The organism is Sphingopyxis panaciterrae, from assembly GCF_011762125.1.
GTDB lineage: Bacteria > Pseudomonadota > Alphaproteobacteria > Sphingomonadales > Sphingomonadaceae > Sphingopyxis > Sphingopyxis panaciterrae.
On sequence record NZ_JAASQN010000009.1, the window covers coordinates 65859 to 88902 of the forward strand.

Annotated in this window: 25 protein-coding genes; 18 read left to right on the plus strand and 7 right to left on the minus strand. The window is 65.8% G+C overall.

Going from position 1 to position 23044, the window contains the following annotated elements:
* Nucleotides 1-96: 96 nt before the first annotated feature.
* Together FHR22_RS21355 and FHR22_RS21360 are read left to right on the plus strand one after the other, a co-directional pair.
* Complete coding sequence (locus tag FHR22_RS21355) at nt 97-900, plus strand: SDR family oxidoreductase (protein WP_166946125.1); 804 nt, start codon at nt 97-99, stop codon at nt 898-900.
* Between the two features lie 158 nt (nt 901-1058).
* A complete protein-coding gene (locus FHR22_RS21360; protein ID WP_166946127.1) occupies nt 1059-1577 on the plus strand; it encodes a hypothetical protein in 519 nt (172 codons plus the stop codon).
* A gap of 82 nt (nt 1578-1659) precedes the next feature.
* Here FHR22_RS21360 and ppc read toward each other — a convergent pair whose 3' ends face one another.
* The 3 genes from ppc to FHR22_RS21375 all read right to left on the minus strand — a co-directional run bounded on the left by ppc (nt 1660) and on the right by FHR22_RS21375 (nt 5609).
* Nucleotides 1660-4338, minus strand: coding sequence for a phosphoenolpyruvate carboxylase (ppc, locus tag FHR22_RS21365; RefSeq protein WP_166946129.1), 2679 nt, complete (start codon nt 4336-4338; stop codon nt 1660-1662).
* Nucleotides 4339-4402: 64 nt separating this feature from the next.
* Nucleotides 4403-4819, minus strand: coding sequence for a YbaY family lipoprotein (locus FHR22_RS21370; RefSeq protein WP_166946131.1), 417 nt, complete (start codon nt 4817-4819; stop codon nt 4403-4405).
* Between the two features lie 223 nt (nt 4820-5042).
* Nucleotides 5043-5609 (minus strand): HNH endonuclease, encoded by a 567-nt coding sequence (locus tag FHR22_RS21375; protein WP_166946134.1) that lies wholly within the window; start codon nt 5607-5609, stop codon nt 5043-5045.
* Between the two features lie 169 nt (nt 5610-5778).
* On the opposite strand from FHR22_RS21375, the gene gluQRS reads away from it, so the two are divergent.
* From gluQRS to FHR22_RS21420, 9 genes are all read left to right on the plus strand, one after another.
* Entirely contained in the window at nt 5779-6642 is an 864-nt protein-coding gene (gluQRS, locus tag FHR22_RS21380; RefSeq protein ID WP_166946136.1) for a tRNA glutamyl-Q(34) synthetase GluQRS, read from the plus strand.
* 9 nt (nt 6643-6651) lie between these two features.
* Nucleotides 6652-6876 (plus strand): HIG1 domain-containing protein, encoded by a 225-nt coding sequence (locus tag FHR22_RS21385; RefSeq protein WP_166946138.1) that lies wholly within the window; start codon nt 6652-6654, stop codon nt 6874-6876.
* A 90-nt stretch (nt 6877-6966) separates the two neighbouring features.
* Nucleotides 6967-7548 carry a cob(I)yrinic acid a,c-diamide adenosyltransferase gene (locus FHR22_RS21390; RefSeq protein ID WP_166946140.1) on the plus strand — a complete coding sequence of 194 codons (582 nt, stop codon included), beginning with the start codon at nt 6967-6969 and terminating at the stop codon, nt 7546-7548.
* Nucleotides 7549-7738: 190 nt separating this feature from the next.
* Nucleotides 7739-9064: an ergothioneine biosynthesis protein EgtB gene (gene egtB / locus FHR22_RS21395; protein WP_208417860.1), complete on the plus strand. Its 1326-nt coding sequence runs from the start codon at nt 7739-7741 to the stop codon at nt 9062-9064.
* 1 nt (nt 9065) lies between these two features.
* Nucleotides 9066-10052 (plus strand): L-histidine N(alpha)-methyltransferase, encoded by a 987-nt coding sequence (gene egtD, locus FHR22_RS21400; RefSeq protein WP_166946142.1) that lies wholly within the window; start codon nt 9066-9068, stop codon nt 10050-10052.
* 69 nt (nt 10053-10121) lie between these two features.
* Nucleotides 10122-10988, plus strand: a complete 867-nt coding sequence (locus tag FHR22_RS21405; protein WP_166946144.1) for a 3-hydroxyacyl-CoA dehydrogenase NAD-binding domain-containing protein — start codon at nt 10122-10124, stop codon at nt 10986-10988.
* A 96-nt stretch (nt 10989-11084) separates the two neighbouring features.
* A complete protein-coding gene (locus FHR22_RS21410) occupies nt 11085-11567 on the plus strand; it encodes a hypothetical protein (RefSeq protein ID WP_166946146.1) in 483 nt (160 codons plus the stop codon).
* Nucleotides 11568-11636: 69 nt separating this feature from the next.
* Complete coding sequence (locus FHR22_RS21415; protein ID WP_166946149.1) at nt 11637-12125, plus strand: hypothetical protein; 489 nt, start codon at nt 11637-11639, stop codon at nt 12123-12125.
* A 29-nt stretch (nt 12126-12154) separates the two neighbouring features.
* On the plus strand, nt 12155-13297 hold the full coding sequence (locus tag FHR22_RS21420; protein ID WP_166946151.1) for an epoxide hydrolase family protein: 1143 nt from the start codon (nt 12155-12157) through the stop codon (nt 13295-13297).
* Between the two features lie 49 nt (nt 13298-13346).
* On the opposite strand, the gene FHR22_RS21425 is transcribed toward FHR22_RS21420, so the two are convergent.
* The 3 genes from FHR22_RS21425 to FHR22_RS21435 all read right to left on the minus strand — a co-directional run bounded on the left by FHR22_RS21425 (nt 13347) and on the right by FHR22_RS21435 (nt 15629).
* A complete protein-coding gene (locus FHR22_RS21425; protein WP_166946153.1) occupies nt 13347-13658 on the minus strand; it encodes an MliC family protein in 312 nt (103 codons plus the stop codon).
* An 11-nt stretch (nt 13659-13669) separates the two neighbouring features.
* On the minus strand, nt 13670-14296 hold the full coding sequence (locus tag FHR22_RS21430) for a beta/gamma crystallin-related protein (RefSeq protein ID WP_166946155.1): 627 nt from the start codon (nt 14294-14296) through the stop codon (nt 13670-13672).
* Nucleotides 14297-14387: 91 nt separating this feature from the next.
* Complete coding sequence (locus FHR22_RS21435) at nt 14388-15629, minus strand: NupC/NupG family nucleoside CNT transporter (protein WP_166946157.1); 1242 nt, start codon at nt 15627-15629, stop codon at nt 14388-14390.
* Between the two features lie 756 nt (nt 15630-16385).
* Between FHR22_RS21435 and FHR22_RS21440 the strand changes: the two genes are divergently transcribed.
* The 6 genes from FHR22_RS21440 to FHR22_RS21465 are packed head-to-tail and all read left to right on the plus strand — an operon-like array spanning nt 16386 to nt 20535.
* Nucleotides 16386-17078, plus strand: coding sequence for a queuosine precursor transporter (locus FHR22_RS21440; protein WP_166946159.1), 693 nt, complete (start codon nt 16386-16388; stop codon nt 17076-17078).
* Nucleotides 17075-17983 (plus strand): acetylglutamate kinase, encoded by a 909-nt coding sequence (gene argB / locus FHR22_RS21445; protein WP_166946162.1) that lies wholly within the window; start codon nt 17075-17077, stop codon nt 17981-17983. The genes FHR22_RS21440 and argB overlap by 4 nt, the downstream gene beginning before the upstream one ends.
* A 36-nt stretch (nt 17984-18019) precedes the next feature.
* The gene (locus FHR22_RS21450) at nt 18020-18328 is read left to right on the plus strand and encodes a YggT family protein (RefSeq protein ID WP_166946164.1); all 309 of its coding nucleotides are present in this window, start codon (nt 18020-18022) and stop codon (nt 18326-18328) included.
* Between the two features lies 1 nt (nt 18329).
* On the plus strand, nt 18330-19229 hold the full coding sequence (gene folD / locus FHR22_RS21455) for a bifunctional methylenetetrahydrofolate dehydrogenase/methenyltetrahydrofolate cyclohydrolase FolD (protein ID WP_166946166.1): 900 nt from the start codon (nt 18330-18332) through the stop codon (nt 19227-19229).
* On the plus strand, nt 19229-19909 hold the full coding sequence (locus FHR22_RS21460; protein ID WP_166946168.1) for a hypothetical protein: 681 nt from the start codon (nt 19229-19231) through the stop codon (nt 19907-19909). Before folD ends, FHR22_RS21460 begins: the two co-directional genes overlap by 1 nt.
* Nucleotides 19909-20535, plus strand: a complete 627-nt coding sequence (locus FHR22_RS21465; RefSeq protein ID WP_166946170.1) for a MarC family protein — start codon at nt 19909-19911, stop codon at nt 20533-20535. Before FHR22_RS21460 ends, FHR22_RS21465 begins: the two co-directional genes overlap by 1 nt.
* A gap of 193 nt (nt 20536-20728) precedes the next feature.
* Here the strand turns inward: FHR22_RS21465 and FHR22_RS21470 are convergent, their stop codons facing one another.
* Nucleotides 20729-21418, minus strand: coding sequence for a YiaD family glycine zipper/OmpA-like lipoprotein (locus FHR22_RS21470; protein WP_166946172.1), 690 nt, complete (start codon nt 21416-21418; stop codon nt 20729-20731).
* A gap of 235 nt (nt 21419-21653) precedes the next feature.
* On the opposite strand from FHR22_RS21470, the gene FHR22_RS21475 reads away from it, so the two are divergent.
* Nucleotides 21654-22976 carry a hemolysin family protein gene (locus FHR22_RS21475; RefSeq protein WP_166946174.1) on the plus strand — a complete coding sequence of 441 codons (1323 nt, stop codon included), beginning with the start codon at nt 21654-21656 and terminating at the stop codon, nt 22974-22976.
* The last annotated feature ends 68 nt before the right edge of the window (nt 22977-23044 follow it).

Genomic DNA, 23044 nt, shown 5'->3' on the forward strand with positions numbered 1-23044 from the left:
GTCGCAGCGGGTGGGGGCCAAAGGCCTTACGCTACGCCGCGAGCCCCCACCCCAACCCCTCCCCTGAAGGGGAGGGGCTTTAGAGGAGAAGCCATTATGAACCTCCAAGACATGTTCGGCCTCGACGGCCGCATCGCGCTCGTCACCGGCGGCTCGCGCGGCATCGGCAAGATGATCGTCGAGGGCTATCTCGCCGCGGGTGCCGCGCGCGTCTACATCTCGGCGCGCAAGACCGCGCAGATCGAGGAGGCCGTCGCCGATTTCGAAACGCGCTATCCGGGCAAGGTTATCGGCCTGCCGGTCGATCTCGCGACCGTCGAGGGTTGCCGCGCGCTCGCCAAGGAACTCGAAGCGCGCGAGGAACGGCTCGACATTCTCGTCAACAATGCCGGCGCCGCATGGGGCGAACCGTTCGAGTGTTTCCCCGAAGCGGGCTGGGACAAGGTGATGGACATTAACGTCAAATCGCCCTTCTTCCTGACGCAAGCGCTGCACGGCCTCCTGAAGGCCGGCGGCTCGCACGACCGCCCGGCGAAGGTGATCAACATTGGCTCGATCGACGGAATGCGGCTCAATCCGTGGGAAACCTACAGCTATCATGCGTCGAAGGCGGCGATCCTCTATCTGACCAAGCGCATGGCGGCGCGGCTGGTGCAGGATCATATCCTCGTCACCGCGATCGCGCCGGGCGCCTTCCAGTCGGACATGAACAAGGCGGCGCGCGATCATGGCGACGCGGTGGCGCAGAGCATTCCGACCAAGCGCATCGGGGTGCCCGAAGACATGGCGGGCGCCGCGATCTTCCTTGCGTCGAAGGCGGGCGACTATGTCGTCGGCGACACGATCACCGTCGACGGCGGGCTGGTGCACGGCAATGTCAGCACGAGCATCGACGCGTAAGCGACCCTTTCCTGATTCGTCACCCCGGACTTGATCCGGGGTCCCGCTGATCGTTGCAAAGCGGGATGCCGGATCGAGTCCCGCATGACGAAGGCGGAGAAGTTGACTCGCCAAACTCCAAGGTGTATTATACAACTAATGCACTAAGGAGAAGGCCCATGCGTCTCGCGTTCCTCATTCCCCCGATGATGCTCCTCGCCGCCTGCGGGCAGGGAAGCGACAAGAAGGATGGGCCCGAGATCAAGATCAATGCCGGCGGTGCCGACGGCGGCGTGCAGATCACGGCCGGCGAAGGCGGCGGCAAGCTGAAGATCGGCGGCGAGGGTGTCGATATCGATATGAAGATTCCGGATTTCGTCAATCTCGACGTCACCGGCGATTTCGATATCGACGGGGTGAAGCTTTACCCGGGCAGCCATGTGACGACGGTCAATGTCGATGCGAATGACAAGGGCGGCGCGAGCAAGGCGACGGTCCAGCTCGGCTTCACCGCGCCCGCTGCGCCCGCCAGGGCGGCCGACTGGATGGCGGGTGAGTTCGCGAAGAAGGGCGTCAAGGTTACCCGCAGCGGCGACGCACTCGCGGGCACCGACAAGGACGGCGACGATTTCACGATCAACTTCGCGCCCGACGGTGCCAATTCGAAAGGCGACGTGCGGATCGTTTCGAAAAACTAATCGTCGCCCCCCGCGAAGGCGGGGGTCGCTGGCTGCCTCGCGTCAAGCCGATAGCGGTCCTGCCTTCGCGGCAGCGACGAAATCAGCCGCTGTTCCGCAGCGCCGTCGCGATCGCGTTGATTGTCAGCTGGATGCCTTCGCCGATGCGTTCGTCGGTCTCGCCCGCGCGGTGGCGCTTCATCAATTCGATCTGGAGCAGGTTCAAGGGCTCGATATAGGGCAGGCGAAGCCGGATCGACGCTTCCAGCGCCGGATTCTTGTCGAGCAGCCGCGTCTGGCCGGTGATGCCCAGCAAACCGTCATGCGCGCGGTGCCACCCGTCGCGAATGCGCGTGAAGATCGCGGCATTCCCGTCGACATCGCCTGCGAGCTCGGCGTAGCGCGCCGCGATCCCCATGTCGGACTTTGCAAGCACCATTTCCATATTGCCCAGCAGCGCGGCGAAAAAGGGCCAGCCCGCCGCCATGTCGGCGAGCAGCGCCTTGTCCTCGAATGCTGCAAAACCTTCGCCGGTGCCGTACCAGCCGGGCAGCATCGCGCGCGACTGCGCCCAGCTGAACACCCATGGGATGGCGCGCAAATCCTCGATCGCATTGCTCTTGGTCCGGCTCGACGGCCGCGACCCGATCTTCAGGGTCGCGATTTCGGCGATCGGCGTCATCGCGCGGAAGAAATCCTTGAACGCCGGGGTGTCGTAGACGAGCCCGCGATAGGCGGCGAAGGCGCTGTCCGACAGCGCGTCCATCGCTCCGGCAAAGCGCGCCGCGTCGGCGTCGCTCGCCGCCTCGGGCTCGAGGCTTGCGAGCAGGCTCGCCGACACCATCGCTTCCAGATTGGCCGCCGCGCCGTCGGCGGTGCCATATTTGGCGGCGATCACCTCGCCCTGTTCGGTGATCCGGATGCGGCCCTGCACCGTGCCTGCGGGCTGGGCGCGGATCGCGGCGAAGGCGCTGCCGCCGCCGCGCCCGACCGCGCCGCCGCGGCCGTGGAACAATTGCATCGCGGTGCCGGCGTCCTCGAACACCGGGGTCAGCGCCTGCGACGCCTGATGGAGCCCCCAGGTCGAGGTCAGATAGCCGCCGTCCTTGTTCGAATCCGAATAGCCGATCATCACTTCCTGATGCCCGCGCTGGCCGATCTGCGGGCCGATTTCGGGCATCGCGAAATAGCGCGCCATGATCGCCGGCGCGCGGTCGAGATCGGCGATCGTCTCGAACAACGGCACGACCATCAAATTCGATTTGCCGGCGTCGCCGCCGCTCCGCCACAGCCCTCCCTCGCGCGCGAGGACATGGACTTCGAGCAGGTCGGACAATTCCTGCGACATCGAGATGATCCACTGGCAGATCGCATCCTGCCCTAGCCGCTCGCGGATATCGGCGGCGGCGTGGACGATCGCCAGCTCGCCCGCGGTCTCGTCGCTCCACTGGTGCCAAGGCGCGGCGAGCGGGCGATCGCTTTGCAGTTCGGCGGTGAGCAGCGCGATACGCTCTTCCTCGCCCAGCGCCTTATAATCGGCGCACACCCCCGCCACCGCCAGCAGTTCGGCCAGCACGCGCTCGTGCACCGCGCTATTCTGCCGCATGTCGAGCGTCGCGAGATGGAATCCGAACACCTCGACCGCGCGGATCAGCCGGCCCAGCGCACCGATGCCGATCAGCTGGCCCTCGCCGCTCGCCGCCAGGCCGTCGGCGAGGGTGACGAGGTCGCGGCGGAAATCAGCCGGCGCCCGATAGGCTTCGCCCTTCAGCGCCGACGGGCGCGGCGGCGCCTTGCCGGTGATCGCCGCGTAAGTAGCGCAAACGCGCGCGTAAATTCCCGACAGCGCGCGGCGATAGGGTTCGTCGCGGCGGCTCGGCGCATCGTCGCCGCTCGCCTCGGCCAGCGCGATGACCGCGTCGGGCACCGGCGCAAGGCTCGCCGACACCGACAATTCGGCGCCGAGCGCGTGGACCGCATCGGCATAATGGCCGAGCACCGCGGCGGCGTTGCGGCCGGTCGCCTGGCGCAGCGTCTCGGCGGTGACGAACGGATTGCCGTCGCGGTCGCCGCCGATCCAGCTGCCGACGCGCAGGAAGGGCGCCGGGCGCTGGCCAAGCTCGGCCTCCCAGCGTGCGTAGAGCTTGGGCACCACCGGCAGGAAGACGTCGCGGAGATAAGTGAGCGCATTGTCGATCTCGTCGGCGACGAACAGCTTTTCGGTGCGCAGCGGCCGCGTCTGCCACAGGAGCACGATCTGCCGCCGGATCGCTTCCTCGACGATATCGCCCTGCGGCGTTTCCTCGGCCCCGGCGTCGCGCAGCAGCATCAGCGCGGCGATGCGGTTCTTGTGGTCGAGCACCGACTTGCGGCGCACCTCGGTCGGGTGCGCGGTGAGCACCGGGGCGATCAGCGAGGCGCCGAGCAGCGCCGCGACCGCATCGCCGCCCGTCCCGTCGGCCTTCAGCTTGGCGAGCGCCGCGGCGACGGTCGCTTCGGGCTCGGCGGCGACCCCCTGCCGGTCCTCGGCCAGATTGGCGAGCATCGAAAACAGCATGAAACCGCGGACAAAGGCGATCGTATCGTCGAGGCTCAGCGCATCGAGCCCCGGATCGATCGCCTCGGCCCCCGCGATGCCGCGGTGCCGGTCGACGCTCGACGACCGGATATATTCGGTCTGGCGAAACAATTTGTCGCCGCCATAGGCGCGGATGACATCACCCAGGATCCGCCCCAAATAGCGGATGTCGGGATTTTGCGAGATCTGGATAGGCGGGCCCATGGCGCGCGTTGCTGCACTGCAGCAGACGCTACGTCAAGCGGCGCATAGCTATGCCGATATCCGATCAGTTCGTCTTGACGAGGTTCAACACCCCCATATCGACCTCCGACCGCCCGTCGAACGCAACAGAGTTGCGCGTGTCGGTGATGAACATCAGTTTGCCGTCATCGCCGGTGACCCGCGCAGACACCGCATAGCTGTGGCGCGGGTCGATCTGGCGGCGGTCGAAGCGGAGCAGGAAGGCGATCGGTACTTGCTGGCCATCGGCGCCGAACGCCTGCCGCGCGATGGTCCGCGACGGGGCATCGGCCAGGCTGACGTCGTCGAGCCGCACCTCGATCTGCGCGCTCGGCGGGAGGGCGATACGCTCGCGATAGGCGATGCTGCCGGCGACGGCGATTTGCTGGTTCTCGGCTTCGCCGGTCGTGGCGCAGGCGGCGAGGGTCAGTGCGGCAAGGCCCAGGGCAATGATACGGACCATCTTCCTTCTCCTTCGAACGTCTCTTCACGGGAGGCAGGAGATTGTACCGTGGGTCGCGGGAAGATGGAAGGCGGCTAACGGCCGGTTACGGCCGTTAGCTTTATCGTCACCCCGGACTTGATCCGGGGTCCCGCTTGACGTCGACAACTGCCGGATGCCCCAAGAAGCGGGATCCCGGGTCAAGCCCGGGATGACGAAGAAGGGTAGGAAGCGGCCGGATGCATCACCCTTCCAGCTCGACATCCCAGTATAACCAGTCGATCCAGCTCGTATGCAGATATCCCGGCGGGAAGGCGCGGCCATTGTCCTGGAGCTGCCAGCTCGTCGGGCGCCAAGGCTGGCGACAGAGCGGCATCCGCGCCTGTTGCGGCGTCCGGCCACCCTTTTTGAGGTTGCACGGCGCACAGGCGGTCGCGACATTTTCCCACGTCGTCCGCCCGCCGAGCCGGCGCGGCACCACATGATCGAAGGTCAGGTCCTTCCCCGACCCGCAATATTGGCATTCGAAGCGGTCGCGCAGGAACAGGTTGAAGCGCGTGAACGCCGGATGCTCGGACGGCTTCACATATTGGCGCAGCGCAATGACGCTGGGGATCGGCATCGTCCGCGTCGGCGAATGAATCTCGCGCTCGTAATTTTCGACGATGGTGACGCGGTCGAGGAACACCGCCTTGACCGCGGTCTGCCACGGCCACAGGCTCAAGGGATAATAGCTCAGCGGCGTATAATCTGCGTTGAGGACGAGGGCCGGACAGCTATCGGGATGCCGGGCAAGATCGGGATGGAACATGGCTTGGTAACGCTGCCCCCTTTACTCGCGGGATGGCGCGCCACTGCCGTTCCTGCATGACACCATCATTACATGCCGCATCAGATTCTGACGTCAAGGGGCTTGTGCCCGCAAGATATGGAATGATTGCCTTTGACTCGGCACAGCATATGGATTCAAGGCGCTAAAGATGTTGACCCGTTTCGCCCCCAGCCCGACCGGCGATCTTCACCTCGGTCACGCCTATAGCGCCGTGCTCGCGCATGCCGCTGCACGCGACGCCGGCGGGCGTTTCCTGATCCGCATCGACGATATCGACGGCAGCCGCTCGCGCGAGGAATTTATCGGCGCCTCGCTCGCCGATCTCGCGTGGCTCGGGATCGACTGGGACGGCGATCCGGTCCGCCAGTCGGCGCGGCTCGGCACCTATGCCGCGGCGCTCGATGATCTGCGTGCCCGCAGCCTCGTCTACCCGTGCTTCTGCACCCGCGCCGACATCGCCGCGAGCCTCGCGGCGCCGCACGGCGCCCCGGACGGATCGGCCGGCGCGCGCTATCCCGGCACCTGCCGCGGTCTCGGCGAAGCGGAACGCGAACGGCGGCGCGCCGCCGAGCCGCATTGCTGGCGCCTCGATATCGAACGCGCCGCCGCGCGCGCCGGGCCGCTCGTCTGGGAGGAACAGGGGCAGGGCGCGCGCACCGCCAATCCGCTGGCGCATGGCGACATCGTGCTCGCGCGCAAGGATGCCCCGGCCAGCTATCATCTCGCGAGCACGCTCGACGATGCCGCAATGGGGGTGACGCATGTCGTGCGCGGCGCCGACCTCATCGCCTCGACCGATGTCCACCGCCTGCTCCAGGCGCTGCTCGGCCTGCCGACGCCGCTCTATCGCCACCACGCGCTCGTCTGCGGCGCCGACGGCAAACGGCTCGCGAAGCGCGATGCGGCGGCGTCGCTCGCCGGGCTGCGCGCGGCGGGGCAGGACGGCCGCGCGCTGGCCGCCGATTTGTGCGAAGCGCGGCTTCCCACTGGATATTTTCTGCAAATGCCCTAGATAGACGGCATGCAAATCCTCCTCGTCCTCGCGGTGGTTGTCGCCGCCGGCTTCGTCCTCTTCTCGCTCGCGCGGGGGCTCTTCTATTTCTCGCAGGGGCATCAGGCGGCGATCGACGGCAAGGTCGAGGAAAACCAGCTGCTCCAGAACCGGATGATGATGGCGCGCGTGAAGTGGCAGGCGATCACCGTCGTGCTGCTGATCCTGGTCGGCGCCTTCGCCGCGGGCGGCTAAGCGGGGCCTTCTTCTTCCGTTCGTGTCGAGCGAAGTCGAGACACCCATCGACCTGCCGCTCGCCCGGGCCTCAACTCCAGGTGCCTGCAAATGGTCAAGCTCAACAAGATCTACACGCGGACCGGCGACGACGGCACCACCGGGCTCGTCGACGGCTCGCGCATCGCGAAATCGGCGCCGCTGATGGCGGCGATCGGCGACGTCGACGAAGCGAACAGCGCGATCGGGCTCGCCGCCGCCGCGCTCGATCCGGCCAGCGACGACGCGAAGATGCTGTCGCGCATCCAGAACGAGATGTTCGACCTCGGCGCCGACCTCGCGACCCCACCCGACATCCAGTTCGGCTTTGGTCCGCACGACATGGCGCTGCGCATCGTGCCCAGCCAGATCGCGCGGCTGGAGGATGAGATCGACCGGATGAACGACGGCCTCGACGCGCTCAAAAGCTTCATCCTGCCCGGCGGGACCGAGGCGGCGGCGCGGCTTCACCTTGCGCGCGCGGTGACGCGCCGCGCCGAACGCGCCGCGGTCGCGGCGAATGCGGAACGCGACCTCAACCCGCTCGCGCTCACCTATCTCAACCGCTTGTCGGACCATCTCTTCGTGCTGACGCGGCATCTGAACGCCGCGGCGGGCGGCGACGTGCTGTGGAAGCCGGGCGCGACGCGCTGAGATCACGTCGCCCCCCGCGCAGGCGGGGGCCGCCATCGTTCTTACTCTTCCTTGGCGCGGAACCTCCAGCGGCCCCCGCCTGCGCGGGGGCGACGAATGATGTTCCCTTAATGTTCTGGACATTCCGGCGCGGCCTGACCATATTCGGTTTCTCGCGAAACCGAATCGCACCTCGGGGAATTGTCTTACCATGGCCAGCCGAACCGACGCTTCGCCCGCAACCGATACCGACCAGCTCGACGGCCTGATGCGGCGCTTCGCCGCGACGCGCCGCCTCTCGCTCGATCTCGTCGCGACGCTGTCGGACGCCGACGCGAGCGCGCAGTCGATGCCCGACGCCTCGCCCGCCAAATGGCATCTTGCGCACACGAGCTGGTTCTTCGAAACTTTCGTGCTGCGCGACCATCTGCCCGGTTATCGCCCGTTCGACGATCGTTATGCCTATCTTTTCAACAGCTATTATGACGCCGAAGGCCCGCGCCATGCGCGCCCGCAGCGCGGCCTGCTGACGCGGCCCTCGCTCGACGAGATTTGCGTCTGGCGCGCGCATGTCGATGCGGCGGTGCAAAGCGCGCTTCCCGATCTGCCCCCGGCGGCGCAGGCGCTCGTCGAGCTCGGCATTCATCATGAGCAGCAGCATCAGGAATTGCTCCTCACCGACGTGAAGCATCTTTTCGCGCAAAATCCGCTCGGCCCGGCGGTGTGGGATGCGGCGCCGGCGGGGCGCAAAGGTGCAATCGCGTGTGAAGTTGCGCAGTTTTCCGCCATTTCTCCATCCGCCGCCGCGCCGGGCGCGATGCGCTGGATCCGCGGCGCCGAAGGTGTCGTATCGATCGGCCATGACGGCGACGGTTTTGCATTTGACTGTGAAGTTCCGCAGTTTTCCGCGCTTTTGACCCCGCACGCGCTCGCCAGCCGCCCGGTCAGCAACGGCGAATGGCAGCAGTTCATCGACGATGGCGGCTACCACACCCCGTCGCTCTGGCTCAGCGACGGCTGGGCGTGGGTGCGGGCCGAAGATATCGGGGCGCCGGCCTATTGGGACAGCGGGCGCCACTTCACCCTCTCGGGCTGGCGCGATATCGACCCCGCGGCGCCCGTGACGCATATCAGCTTCTACGAAGCCGATGCCTTCGCCAGCTGGGCGGGGGCGCGGTTGCCGACCGAGATCGAATGGGAAGCCGCGGCGGCCGCCTTCGATGCTGCGTCGGGCCAGCAACTGGACGGCGCGGATCCGGTCCATCCGGCGGCCGCTGAAGGCGACGACACGGGACTGCAACAGATGTTCGGCAGCGTATGGGAATGGACCGGCAGCGCCTATCGCCCCTATCCCGGATTTCGCGCCGCGCCCGGCGCGGTCGGCGAATATAATGGCAAGTTCATGAGCGGCCAGTTCGTGCTGCGCGGCGGCAGCTGCGCAACCCCGCGCGGCCATTGCCGTGCGTCCTACCGCAACTTCTTCTACCCCCACCAGCGCTGGCAATTCACCGGCGTGCGTTTAGCGAAAGATCTTTGATATGGGTGTCGTACGTCAACTTCGGCAGATTTCCGCCGACGATGCGGGGGTCGACCTGGCCTTTCGCGCCGACGTCCATGCCGGGCTTTCGCAGGGGCAGAAGGCGATTCCGGCGCGCTGGTTCTACGACGCGACCGGGTCGGCGTTGTTCGAGGATATCACCGCGCTCCCCGAATATTATCCGACGCGCAGCGAAACCGATCTCCTGACCCGTCATGCCGCCGATATCGCGGCGGCGACCGGTCGCGGCCGCGCGGTGGTCGAACTCGGCTCGGGCAGCTCGACGAAGACGCCTTTGCTGCTCGATGCGATCGGCCCTGCGGCCTATGTGCCTGTCGACATCTCGGGCGATTTCCTGCGCGACAGCGCGCTCGCGCTCGCGGCGCGCTTTCCCGGCCTGCCGGTTTACCCGGTCGAGGCCGATTTCACCCAGCGCGTCGCGCTGCCGCGCGAAATCTGCCCGCTTCCAAAGCTTGGTTTCTTCCCTGGCTCGACGATCGGCAACATGGTCGCGCGCACCGCGATCGACCTGCTCCGTAACTGGCGCGAGGCGCTCGGCGACGAATCGCTGCTGCTGATCGGCATCGACCGGATCAAGGATATCGCGGTGCTGACAAGCGCCTATGACGATCCCGCCGGGGTGACCGCGGCGTTCAATCTCAATCTGCTCGAACGCATCAACCGCGAACTCGGCGGTGACATGGCGGTCGAAAACTTCGCGCATCGCGCGATCTGGGACGATGTTCACGCCCGGATCGAAATGCATCTCGTTGCGGCGTGCGACATGGACTTCACCGTCGATGGCCATCTCTATCACATGGCGAAGGGTGAAACGATCCACAGCGAGAACAGCCATAAATATGGCCCGCGCGACGCGAACCTGCTGCTCCGCGCCGGCGGGTGGACCCCCATCGCGACCTGGGATGACGCCGATCCCGCTTTCGCGCTGATCCTGGCGAAGGCAACCGAGTTCCGCTCCGCTCCCTGATGCTCCACCCTTGACGCGCGTGCCTCAAGCCGTAGGGGCACAGGCAGAATTTCAGCGAAAGGGACAGCAATGATCGTCGGCGTCATCGGGGCAGGGCAAATGGGCGCGGGGATCGCGCAGGTCGCGGCGGGCGCCGGGCATGATGTACTGCTTTCCGACATCGATCTGGCGCGCGCCGAAGCGGGCAAGGCGGGCATCGCCAAGGCGTTGGGGCGCCTGGTGACCAAGGAAAAGATGAGCCAAGATGACGCCGATGCGCTGCTGGGCCGTATCACGCCGGTCGCCGACCACAGCGCCTTTGCCCCCGCCAACCTGGTGATCGAGGCGGCGACCGAGCGCGAGGAAATCAAGCGCGCGATCTTCGCCAGCGTCGGCCCGCATCTGTCGGACACCGCGATCCTGGCGACCAACACCAGCTCGATCCCGATCACCCGCCTCGCGCAGGCGGCGCATGATCCGGCACGCTTCATCGGGGTCCACTTCTTCAACCCGGTGGCGGTGATGGGCCTCATCGAACTGATCCGCGGTCTCGCGACCAGCGACGCGACGCTTGCGGCCGTCGAAGCATTCGGGCGCGGGCTCGGCAAGGAAATCGTCCATGCGAACGATGCGCCGGGCTTCATCGTCAACCGCGTCCTGATGCCGTTGATCAACGAGGCGGTGTTCGCATTGGGCGAAGGCGTCGCGACGATGCAGGACATCGACGCCGGATGCCGGCTCGGCCTCAATCACCCGATGGGTCCGATCACGCTCGCCGACTTCATCGGCCTCGACACCTGCCTTGAAATCATCCGCGTGCTCCATAATGGCACCGGCGATCCCAAATTCCGCCCGGCGCCGCTGCTGGTCAAATATGTCGAGGCCGGCTGGGTCGGGAAAAAGGCCGGGCGCGGCTTCTACGACTGGACCGGTCCCGAGCCGGTCCCGACGCGGTAATCGAAAAAGCGGGCCCCCAACATTTTATGGCTGGACGATCGCCGCGCCGTTGCACACGGTGGCGGCGGGGTCGAACGTCATCATCTGGGGGGTAACATGCGTTTGTTCATCGCGGCTGCGGCGGCAGCCTGGTTCGGCGTGGCTGCGCCGGTTCAGGCGCAGTCGGTCAGCATCAAGAATCCGGCCGCCTTCGTCGCGACGCTCAAGGCCATGGGTTATGCGCCGGGGGCGCTCAGCAAGATCGACACCTCGCCCGAGGTCGACATCACGGTCGACGGGTTCGGCACGACCCTGCGTCTCGTCGGCTGCACCGCGGGGGCGGACTGCAAATATATGACGCTTGTCGCGTCGTACAGCGATGTGGTCAATCCGCCCGCCAGCTGGGTGCAGAAAATGAACGACGAGTTTGACCTGCTCCGCATCGGCATCAACGACAAGGGCCAGCTCTATATGTTCGGGGCCTATGTGATCGAAGGATTGCCGCAACGCGAGCTGGGGCGCATCTTCGATTATTGGGCGGCCGACACCTCGTCGATCGGCCAGGAAGCGGTCGACGGCGGCCATACGGCGAAGAAATAGGCGGGAGCCGTCCGCCGTTCCGCGCGTTGAAACGATGGGCCCGATGGCCGGCATCAACGGAGGCAAGACATGCGCAGCAAATTTTGGACAGGATTGGCGATCGCCGGCTTCGCGGTATCGTCGCCCGCCTATGCCCAGCAGGGCTCGCCCGACGCACCGACGATCAAGAAGACGGCCGATTCGGTGACCGAACCCTTCGATGGCAAGGAAGTGCCGCCGAAGCTGCTGGCGATCCAGGGTGACCCCTATTCGCTCGCCGGGCTTGGCAAATGCGCCGCGATCATCCGCGAGGTCGGCGAACTCAACGACGTGCTCGGCCCCGACGTCAACGAACAGGTCGACAAGAGCCGCGACAAGAAGCGCGAGGAAACCGCAGGGCGCGTCGCCGGGACGGTGGCGGGGTCGGTGATCCCCTTTGGCGGGCTGATCGGCGAAGTGACCGGCGCCAACGCCGAACGCCGCCGCTACGCCTTCGCCGTCTATGCCGGAACGGTGCGCCGCGGTTTCCTGAAGGGCGTCGGGCTGCAACGCGGCTGCAAGGCACCGGCGCGGCCCTGACCGTTAGGCTGCAGGAGGAGAGCGGGATTATGCGGGTCGCCAATATTCGTCCGTTCCGCATCGACGTGCCGCAAGCCGCGCTCGACGATCTCAAGGATCGTCTGGCGCGCACGCGCTGGCCTGAAAAGGAAACCGTCGACGACTGGGATCAGGGCATCCCGCTCGCCTATGCGCAGGAACTGGCCGTCTATTGGCGCGATCACCATGACTGGCGGCCCGTCGAGGCGCGGCTGAATGCGCTGCCCAATTATCTCGCCGAGGTCGACGGCCTCGACATCCATTTCCTGCATATTCGCTCGGACAATCCGGCGGCGCGGCCGCTGATATTGACCCACGGCTGGCCGGGATCGATCCTCGAATTTCTGGGCGTGATCGAATCCTTGTCGGCGGACTATCACCTCGTCGTCCCGTCGCTTCCGGGCTATGGCTTTTCGGGCAAGCCGACGCTCGCCAAATGGAGCGTCGAGCATATCGCCGCGAGCTGGGACGCGTTGATGCGGGCGCTCGGCTACGACCGCTATTTCGCGCAGGGCGGCGACTGGGGCAGCGCTGTGACCTGCGCAATCGGCATGCACCATGCCGATCGTTGCGCGGGCATCCACGTCAACATGGTCGTCGGTGCCCCGCCGCCCGACCTGATGACCGACCTCAGCGACGCGGAAAAACTCTATCTCGCGCGTTTCGGCTGGTATCAGTCGAAGGACAACGGCTATTCGATCCAGCAGGCGACGCGGCCGCAGACGCTTGGCTATGCGCTCACCGACTCCCCTGTCGGACAAATGGCCTGGATCGTCGAGAAATTCCATGGCTGGACCGACTGCGGACACCGGCCCGGCGGCCAGTCGGTCGGCGGTCATCCCGAAAATGCGGTGTCGAAGGACGCGATGCTCGACATCGTCAGCCTCTATTGGCTGACCGCGAGCGCGGCTTCATCGGCGCGGCTCTACTGGCATAGCTTCCGCCAGTTCGCGGCGGGCGAGATCGACGTACCGACAGGATGCAGCCTGTTTCCGAACGAGATCGTGCGCCTGTCGCGGCGCTGGGCCGAGCGGCGTTACCGCAATATCGTCTATTGGAACGAGCCCGGGCGCGGCGGCCATTTCGCGGCGTGGGAACAGCCTGTACTGTTCGCCGCCGAAGTCCGCGCAGCGTTCGCGCGAATGGAGATATGAGAGATATGAACGGGCCGCCGGGGTTCACCGGCGGCCCGTCCCCCTTTTGTCACAGCGGCCGCATCACCACGCGGCAGCTTTCGGGTGCCGAGCGCTGTGCGGTATTCCACGTCGCGCTGTTGCCGTTCCGGTGCAGGCGTGCGCCGCTTCGGTTCTCGTAAATCTGCCCGCTGTTCGCCGGCGTCGATCGCAAGGTCATGGTCTGGCGGCCGTTGACACGAACGATCGCGGCATTGGGCAGATAGTTGACCGTCAGCCGCGTCCCGCGGTCGCAATCATAGGATGTGCCGGTCCGCGCCGGGGTCGATGCGCAGGCGGCGAGTGCCAGCATGGCGGCGGCGATCATGAAGGTCTTATGCATTGCGGATCCCCTCAATAGCCCGAGCGGACGCATAGCACGTCGGCGAGATATACGCGGTTACCGACGGTTTCCAGATGCTCGCGCGCTGACCCGTTCCAGCCGATCGACCGGCACCAGGTGTCGGCGGTGCGCGCCGCACAGTTCGCGGTTGACGATCCGCCGGCACAGGCCAGCACGCGCGAGCCGTTCGTCCCCGGCTGGGTATGGAATTCGGCAAAATTGCCGCGCGCCACCTGGTCGTTCGCGGGCGGGTTCGGGTTCCATCCGCCACCGCCGCCGCCACCGCCCGTGCCGACGGGCCGGATCGACTGGATCGTCAGCCCGCGCAGGACGGTGCCGAGCATCGGCGTATCGCGCTCGACCGTTCGGCACGTGCCGCGATACCGGGTTTTTTCGCAGAGCTCCCAGCGTCCGTTCGGAACCCGGATCGAATTGACCGGCCACGCCAGTCCCAGATTGGGTTTGGCCTCGCCGACGAAGACCGCCGGGCCGCGATAGGCCGCGTCACGGTAAATTGTCGCTTCGGGCGGCCGGTATCGGCGCTCTTCGGGGGTTTGTGCGGTGCTGGTCGTCAGCACGCCGCTGCCGGCGATCAGAACAAGGCCCGCCGCCGCCTTCCATGGAAATGAGAATCGCATCACCGCAATACCTTTCCCTGTCAAAGTATATCGCTGGTCCCTGGACAGCGAAGTTACGTCACGAGGGTCTGTTTGGCAATCGGGCGGCGATTTACATCAGCCCGAGCATCAGGCCGGCGAGCGCTGCCGACATCAGGTTCGACAGGCTGCCCGCGAGCAGCGCCTTGAGCCCGAGCCGCGCGATCATCGGCCGCTGGTTCGGGGCGAGCCCGCCGGTCACCGCCATCTGGATCGCGATGCTGGAGAAATTGGCAAAACCGCACAGCGCAAAGGTCGCGATCGCGACCGAGATCGCCGACAGGTCGCCCTGGACCTTGCCGAGGTCGATGAAGGCGACGAATTCGTTGAGGACGACCTTGGTCCCGAACAGTCCGCCGGCGGCGGCGCTTTCGTTCCAGGGCACGCCCATCAGCCACATCACCGGGCGAAAGATCGCGCCGATGATCAGCTGGAAGGACAGATCGGGATAGCCGAACCAGCCGCCGATCCCGCCGAGCAGGCCATTGGCGAGCGCGACGAGCGCGACGAAGGCCAGCACCATCGCGCCGACCGCGACCGCCAGCTTGACCCCGGTCTGCGCGCCCTGCGCGGCGGCCATGATGATATTAGCGGGTTTTTCCTCGTCATGGCTCGCCTCGGGCATGATGACAGGTTCGATGCCGAGGTCGCGGGGATCGTCGGGCATCATGATCTTTGCCATCAGGATGCCGCCGGGCGCCGACATGAAGCTCGCGGCGAGCAGATAGGGCAGCAATTGTTCGCCGATCATGCTCGCATAAGCACCGAGGATCGTGCCCGCGACGCCCGCCATGCCGACCGTCATCACGGTGAATACCTGCGACGGCGTCAGGCCCGCCAGATAGGGGCGGATGACGAGCGGGCTTTCGCTTTGCCCGACGAAGATGTTTGCTGCGGCGCCGAGGCTTTCGACCTTGGTGATCCCGGTGATCTTCTGGATCGCGCCGCCGACCCATTTGATCACCAGCTGCATGATGCCGAGATAATAGAGGATCGAGATCAGCGAGGCGAAGAAGACGATGACCGGCAGCGCCGCGATCGCGAAGCTGTTCGCGCCGATTTCGGGCGAGGCGAGCGGACCGAAGATGAAATCGGTGCCGGCCTTCGCATAGCCGAGGAGGTTCGACACCCCGCTCGACATCGCCTGGATGACCGCGCGGCCCCATGGCGTCCCGATCACCAGCACCGCGAACCCCGCCTGGAGCAGAAAGGCGGGAACGACGACGCGCAGGCGAATCCAGCGGCGGTTCGACGAGAACAGCACGGCGATCGCGAGCAGCGCGACGATGCCGAGCAAACCGATCAGGCGTTCCATAGTCTCAGTGCGTCCCCCGCAAGTTCATGGGCCTGTCTAACGGGCTTTGACGCCGGGGCAACCGTCGTGCGGCGGGGCGCGGGCCCGCCGCAGCCCCGGGACCGTCCCCATATCGGGTCGGCAGGCGGCGCAATTTTATTCCAAAGGTCACAAAGGTCACGCCACCTACCCCTCCCTTCTCGCTGCCGGTGCGGGTCGCGGACGCGCCCGGGATGAGATGAAAGGATGGAACGGCGGGCATGATCATCGGACGACCATATGGGGGCCGCATTATGTAGGACAGCAAAAACAGCTCGAACGCATGATTATGGGTTCAGGCCATAGGCCGGACAAATTCGAGTGTTCGATAACGGCCGCTTCTTGCCGTTTCCTCCGCTCCTCGTCATCCCGGGCTTGAACCGGGATCCCGCTTTTTTTGGGGCGCCAGCAGTTTTCGACTTCAAGCGGGACCCCGGATCAAGTCCGGGGTGACGACGAAGGGAACGGCAGCTACCGGCCGTTGCTGCCGTTTGCATTTTCTATCTTTGTCATCCCCGCGAAAGCGGGGACCCAGAGCGGTATTACCCCGCCCTGGGTCCCCGCTTTCGCGGGGATGACAAAGATTGGGTGTGCATGACGAACTTTGAACGTCCGCTCCCCACCCCAAAGCCGCCGCTTCGACAAGTCGCGAATATGTCCACGCGACTTGGTGCCGTCCGTGACGGAGCCATGATTTCCCGGTCTTTCCAGCACTCGCAAAAGCGACTATCGGGCGGCATGACCGAACCGACCTCGACGGGGCTGCCGCGCGCGCTTTCGCCCTCGCTCTTTCTTTTCACCATCATCTATGGCGGCATGGTCGTGCTCGCCGGGGTGCTCGGGAACAAGCAGGTCGCGCTCGGCGGCTGGCTCGCGGTCGAGGCCGGGATTTTCGCGTTCCTCATCCTCGTCGCCCTGTCGAGCGCGGTATCCGAACTGCATGGACAAACGACCGCGAACCGGCTGGTGCTTTGGGGGTTCGTGCCTTTGATCCTCTCGATCATGCTGACCGCGCTGGTGCTGGCGCTGCCTGCTTCGCCCGAGATGCAGCCCGAACGGCTTGCCGCTTTCGACACGATCCTCGGCCAGAGCCCGCGCCTGATGGCGGCGGGAATCGTCGCTTATGGCACGTCGCAATTCCTGAATGTCACGATTTTCAGCAAGCTGCGCGGCCGCGCCGAAGGAAAAATGGGGGGCGCCGGTACCGGATCGGTCTGGCTCGCGATCCGCGGCGCGATCGCCAGCGCGCTCAGCCAGATCGTCGACACTTTGTTGTTCGTCACCATCGCCTTTTACGGCGTGTTTCCGATCGCCAACCTGATGGTCGGGCAGATGCTGGCCAAGGTCACGCTGTCGATCACCGTCATTCCCTTCGTCATCACCGGCCTTGTCGCCCTCGGCCGCAACCTCGATAGCAAGAAGCTCGCATGAACCAGATCGCCGACCCCTCCAAAATGCCCGACCTGCTCGCCAAGGCCGAAACGCTCGTCGAGGCGCTGCCCTATCTGCAGCGTTATGCGGGCGAGACGTTCGTGATCAAATATGGCGGCCATGCGATGGGCGACCCCGAGGCGCAGCGCGATTTCGCCGAGGATGTCGTGCTGCTGAAGGCGGTCGGCATCAACCCGGTGGTCGTCCACGGCGGCGGTCCGCAGATCGGCGCGATGCTGAAGCAGCTCGGCATCGAATCGCAGTTCATCGGCGGCCTGCGCGTCACCGATGCGGCGACCGCCGAGGTTGCCGAAATGGTACTGGCGGGAAAGATCAACAAGGAAATCGTCAGCTGGATCGCCGGGCTCGGCGGGCGCGCGGTCGGCATTTCGGGCAAGGACGCCAACCTTGTCCTCGCCGAAAAGGTCCGCCGCAGCGAGCCCGATCCCAATTCGGGGATCGAACGCCACGTCGATCTGGGTTTCGTCGGGGAGCCGGTCGCGGTCGACCCGACGATTCTGGTCAATCTGACCAAGGATAATTTCATTCCCGTCATCGCGCCCGTCGCCCTGGGTGCTGACGGCGCGACCTATAACATCAATGCCGACACGATGGCGGGCGCGATCGCGGGCGCCCTGGGGGCGAAGCGCTTTTTCCTGCTGACCGACGTCTCGGGCGTGCTCGACAAATCGGGGGCGCTGCTCACCGATCTCGACCGCCCGGCGATCGATGCGCTGAAGAGCGACGGAACGATCACCGGCGGCATGATCCCCAAGGTCGAGACCTGCGTCGCCGCGGTCGATGCCGGGGTCGAGGCGGCGGTCATCCTCGACGGCCGCATCCCGCACGCGATGCTGCTCGAAATTTTCACCGCCAGGGGTGCGGGCACGCTCATTCACCGCTAGGATAGGCGAAGCGACCAATTTTGGCCGGAGACCTTGATGTACCTGATGCTTCTTCAAATATTGTCGATCCTGCTCAACATCCTGTGGTGGATCATCATCGTCCAGGCGGTGATGTCGTGGCTGATCGCCTTCAACGTCATCAACACCCACAATGATTTCGTCGGCCAGCTCTGGTATGTGCTCGAGCGGATCACCGAGCCGTTGTACCGGCCGTTCCGGCGCATCATGCCCGATTTCGGCGGGCTCGACCTGACCCCGATGGTCGTGCTGATCCTGATCATCATCCTGCAGGGACCGGTGATTTCCTATCTCTATACGCTCGGCATGAACAGCGGGGCGATCTGATATGACGAACGGGGCGCAGCTGATCGACGGCAAGGCGTTTGCGGCGGGACTGCGGGCGCGGATCGCCGATGCGGTTCCCGCCTTCGCTGCGGCGACGGGCCGCGCCCCCGGGCTCGCGGTGGTGCTCGTCGGCGATGATCCCGCGAGCGCGGTCTATGTCGGTTCGAAAGGCAAGGCGACGATCGCCGCGGGTATGGCGAGCTTCGAGCATCGCCTGCCCGCGAGCGCGACGCAGGTCGAGGTCGAGGCGCTGCTGCGCCAGCTCAATACCGACGAAGCGGTCGATGGCATCCTGTTGCAACTGCCGCTGCCCGGCCACCTCGACGAACAGGCGGCGGTCGCGACGATCCATCCCGACAAGGATGTCGACGGACTGACCCCGGTCAGCGCCGGCCGCCTCGCGCTCGGCATCCCCGGCATGGTGCCCTGCACGCCTTATGGCTGCCTGCTGCTGCTGCAGGACCGGCTCGGCGACCTCGGCGGCAAGGATGCGGTCGTGATCGGCCGTTCGATCCTCGTCGGCAAGCCGATGGCGGCGCTGCTGCTCGGCGCCAATTGCACCGTCACCATCGCGCACAGCCGGACCCGCGATCTCGCCGACGTCGTCCGCCGCGCCGATATCGTGGTCGCCGCGGTCGGGCGTCCGGAGATGGTCAAGGGCGACTGGATCAAGCCCGGCGCGACGGTGATCGACGTCGGGATCAACCGCCTGCCGCCCGCCGCGGACGCGGCGAAGGGGCGGCTGGTCGGCGACGTCGATTATGCGGGGGTCGCGGCGGTGGCCGAAGCGGTCACGCCGGTCCCCGGCGGGGTCGGGCCGATGACGATCGCCTGCCTGCTTCGCAACACGCTGGTCGCCGCGCACCGCCGCACCGGGCTGGCCGATCCGGAGGGTTTCTGATGCGCCGCTTGGCTGTCGCTGCGATCCTGTCGTCGGCGATCGCCATCGCGGGTGGCGGAGTAGCGGCGCGCGAGCGCAACCGGCCGCTGGCTCCCAACCCCAGCGCCTTCATCGCTGCCGAAATCGCCTTTGCCCGGCTGGCGCAGGAAAAGGGGCAATGGACGGCATTTCGTGAAACCGCCGCGCCCGACGCGGTGATGTTCGTGCCCCAACGCGTCAATGCGCGCGACTGGCTGCGCTCGAAAAAGGATCCGGCCGAAGCGGTCAAATGGCAGCCGCACGCGGTCTATATCAGCTGCGACGGCAATGCCGGCGCGACGACCGGGGCGTGGCAGCAGGGTACGGCGCAGGGCTATTTCACCACCATCTGGCGGCGCGATCCGAAAAAGGGCAAGCTGGCCTGGGTGCTCGATCATGGCGATGCGCTGGCAACGCCGCGCGCGGCGCCTGACTTCATCGCGTCGAAGCAGGCGAAATGCGGGTCGCGTCCTGGCGTCGCGATCGATGCGGGCGCGGAGGGAGCGGACATGGCGGTTGGCGTTTCACCCGATCAGACGTTGAACTGGACGTCGGGCGTCGGCACCGACGGATCGCGCCGCGTCACGGTGCGGATGTGGGACGGCACCGCGATGCAGCCGGTGATCGACGACCAGGTCGCAGCGCCGGCGGCCAAACCCTGATGCTCGACCTGTTCATCTCGGCCTTCGTCACCCTGTTCGTGGTGATCGACCCGCCCGGTTGCGCGCCGATCTATGCCAGCCTGACGACGGGCGCGAATGCGGTGCAGCGCCGGTCGATGGCGATCCGCGCGGTGCTGATCGCGGGATGCATCCTCATCTTCTTCGCGATGTTCGGCGAGGCGCTGCTGAGCTTCCTTCATATCGATCTCGACAGTTTCCGCATCGCGGGCGGGATCATGCTGTTCATCATCGCGATCGACATGGTGTTCGAAAAGCGCACCGAACGGCGCGAGCAGCGCGCCGAAAAGCTGCTTGGCACCCCCGAAGTCGACGATGTCTCGGTCTTTCCGATGGCGATGCCGATGCTCGCGGGGCCGGGGTCGATCGCATCGGTGATGCTGCTCGTGTCGCAGAACAACGGGCTCGACCGGGCGTTCGTGATCTTCGGCGCGTTGCTCGTCGTGCTGTTGCTGACGCTCGCGGCGCTGCTGTCGGCGGGGCCGCTGATGCGGCTGATCGGCAACAAGGGCGAGGCGGTGATCACCCGCCTGCTCGGCGTGCTGCTCGCCGCGCTGGCGGCGCAATTCGTGATCGACGGGGTGAAGGCAAGTTTCAGCCTCGGTTGATTGGATTCACGCGAAGACGCGAAGAAGAGGGTTCAGGCCGATAGGCCCTTTATTCTTTCTACGTTCGGCCTTCCGCAACGATAGGAATCAAAAGCCGCTTCGCGGCGTGCCCGGCTTCTTCGCGCCTTCGCGTGAAACAAAAAAAGGGGCGCCGCCCGCAGGCGCCGCCCCTTCGGTTCCACGGGAGTGGAAATCAGCGTGCGTTGTTGACGTCGTTCTGGGTCACCGGCGCGATGCGGATTTCGACGCGGCGGTTGCACTGATAATCGGCCTCGCTGCGTTCGGGCGAGCATTTGAGCTGCGATTCGCCATAGCCCATCGTCGCCATGCGCGCGCGCTGGATGCCGCGGCCGCCCAGATAGTCGGCGACCGACGCGGCGCGGCGTTCGGACAGGCCCTGGTTATAGCTGTCGCTGCCGGTCGAATCGGTGTGGCCATAAACGTCGATATAGGTGCTCGGATATTCGGCGAGCGTCGCCGCGACATTGTCGAGCGCGCTGCGGAACTGCGACTTCACCAATGCGCTGTTATAGTCGAAGGTGACGTCGCCGGGCATGTTGAGCACCAGCTGGTCGCCCTGGCGTTCGACGTCGATGCCGGTGCCCGCGGTGCGTTCGCGCAGCTTCTTTTCCTGCTGGTCCATATAATAGCCGGCGCCTGCGCCCGCGACCGCGCCGATGCCGGCGCCGACGATTTCCTCGGTCCGGCTGTTCTTGCCGCCGATGAGGTCACCGAGCAGATAGCCGCCCAGCGCGCCGCCGACGCCGCCGATCGCGGCCTTCGAAATCTTCTTCTCGCCGGTCACCGGATCGGTAACGCAGGCGCTCAGCGACAACGCGCCGATGCTCGCGAGGAGGGTGAGCCTGATCATGTTGGTCTTCATTTTTGCGCTCCCTTGTCTGGCGGCCTGAACCCGGAATCATGCGATGGCCGCCTTTTCATGCCGATAACATATGGCCGGGCAACTGGTTCCAAAATTCGCCTGAACCCGGACTGAGCGGGGCGTTCAGTCGCGCGCCATTGTGCAATGCCGCGCCTTTCGCTTATAGGGTGAGCATGACCGAAGCTGACACTGAAGCTGATAGGGGCCGGGCGCCGATGCGCCGTATAATCGCCCGATGAGCCCTTTCCCATGGGGCGACGTCGCGATCATCGCGATCCTCGTCCTCCTCAACGGCGTTTTCGCCATGTCCGAACTGGCCATCGTGTCATCGCGTGACCCGCGGTTGCAGGCGGCCGAGAAGCGCGGCAGCCGCGGCGCCAGGATTGCGCGCCAGCTTGCCTCCGATCCGGGGCGTTTCCTGTCGACGGTGCAGGTCGGCATCACCCTGATCGGTGTTCTGACCGGCGCCTATTCGGGCGCCAGCCTGGGCCAGCCGGTCGCGGAGCGCTTGCAGGCGCTGTTCGGCCTCGATGCCGAGACGGCCTTGTCGGTGGCTTTTGCCGTCGTCATCGCGCTCACCACCTATGTTTCGCTGATCGCGGGTGAGCTTGTACCCAAGCAGTTCGCGCTGCGTGCACCCGAACGGATCGCGATCATCGTCGCACCGATGATGTACTGGCTGTCGAAAATCGGCGCGCCGCTCGTCTGGTTGCTCGACGCGAGTTCGGGGCTGGTGTTTCGCCTGCTCGGCCTCAACCGCGAATCGGAAGACCGGGTGACCGCCGAGGAATTGCACCTGATCGTCGCCGAAGCGTCGAAATCGGGGGTGATCGAGGAAAGCGAGCGCGCGATCATCTCGGGCGTCGTCCGCCTGGCCGACCGCCCGGTGCGCGAGGTGATGACGCCGCGCAAGGATGTCGACTGGGTCGATATCTCGCTCGATGCGCGCGGGGTGCGCGACAAATTGCTCGAAACCCCGCACAGCCGCCTGCCCGTCGCGCGCGGATCGGTCGACGATATTGTCGGTGTCGTGCAGGCGCGCGATATCGCCGCGGCGCTGTTTCAGGGCGAGGTGCTCGACCTCGAGCAGTTGATGCGCCCGGCGAAGGTCATCCACGACCAGATCGATGCGATGGACGCGCTCGAAGCGTTGCGCGCCGCCGACGTGCCGATGCTGTTCGTTCACGACGAATATGGTCATTTCGAAGGACTGGTGACCCCCGCCGACCTGCTGGCGGCGATCGCGGGCGAATTCGCGTCGGATCAGGATATCGGCAGCGAGCCGTTCGTCGTCGAACGCGACGACGGCAGTCTGCTGATCGCGGGGTCGATGCCCGCCGACCAGATGGCCGAGCGGCTGGGGATCGAACTGGACGACGACCGCGATTATGCGACCGCGGCGGGCCACGCGCTCGCGATCCTCAAGCACCTGCCCACCGAGGGTGAGAAATTCACCGACAAGGGCTGGCGTTTCGAGATCGTCGACATGGACGGGCGCAAGATCGACAAGCTGCTCGTCACCGAAATCAGCAAGCCGAAGGATGAGGACGCGGACTAGACGGCGCTTAAAGCCACAAAAACCCCGCATGCAGGCCTCTAAAATGAGTCCTTTGCGGCTTTAAGCGC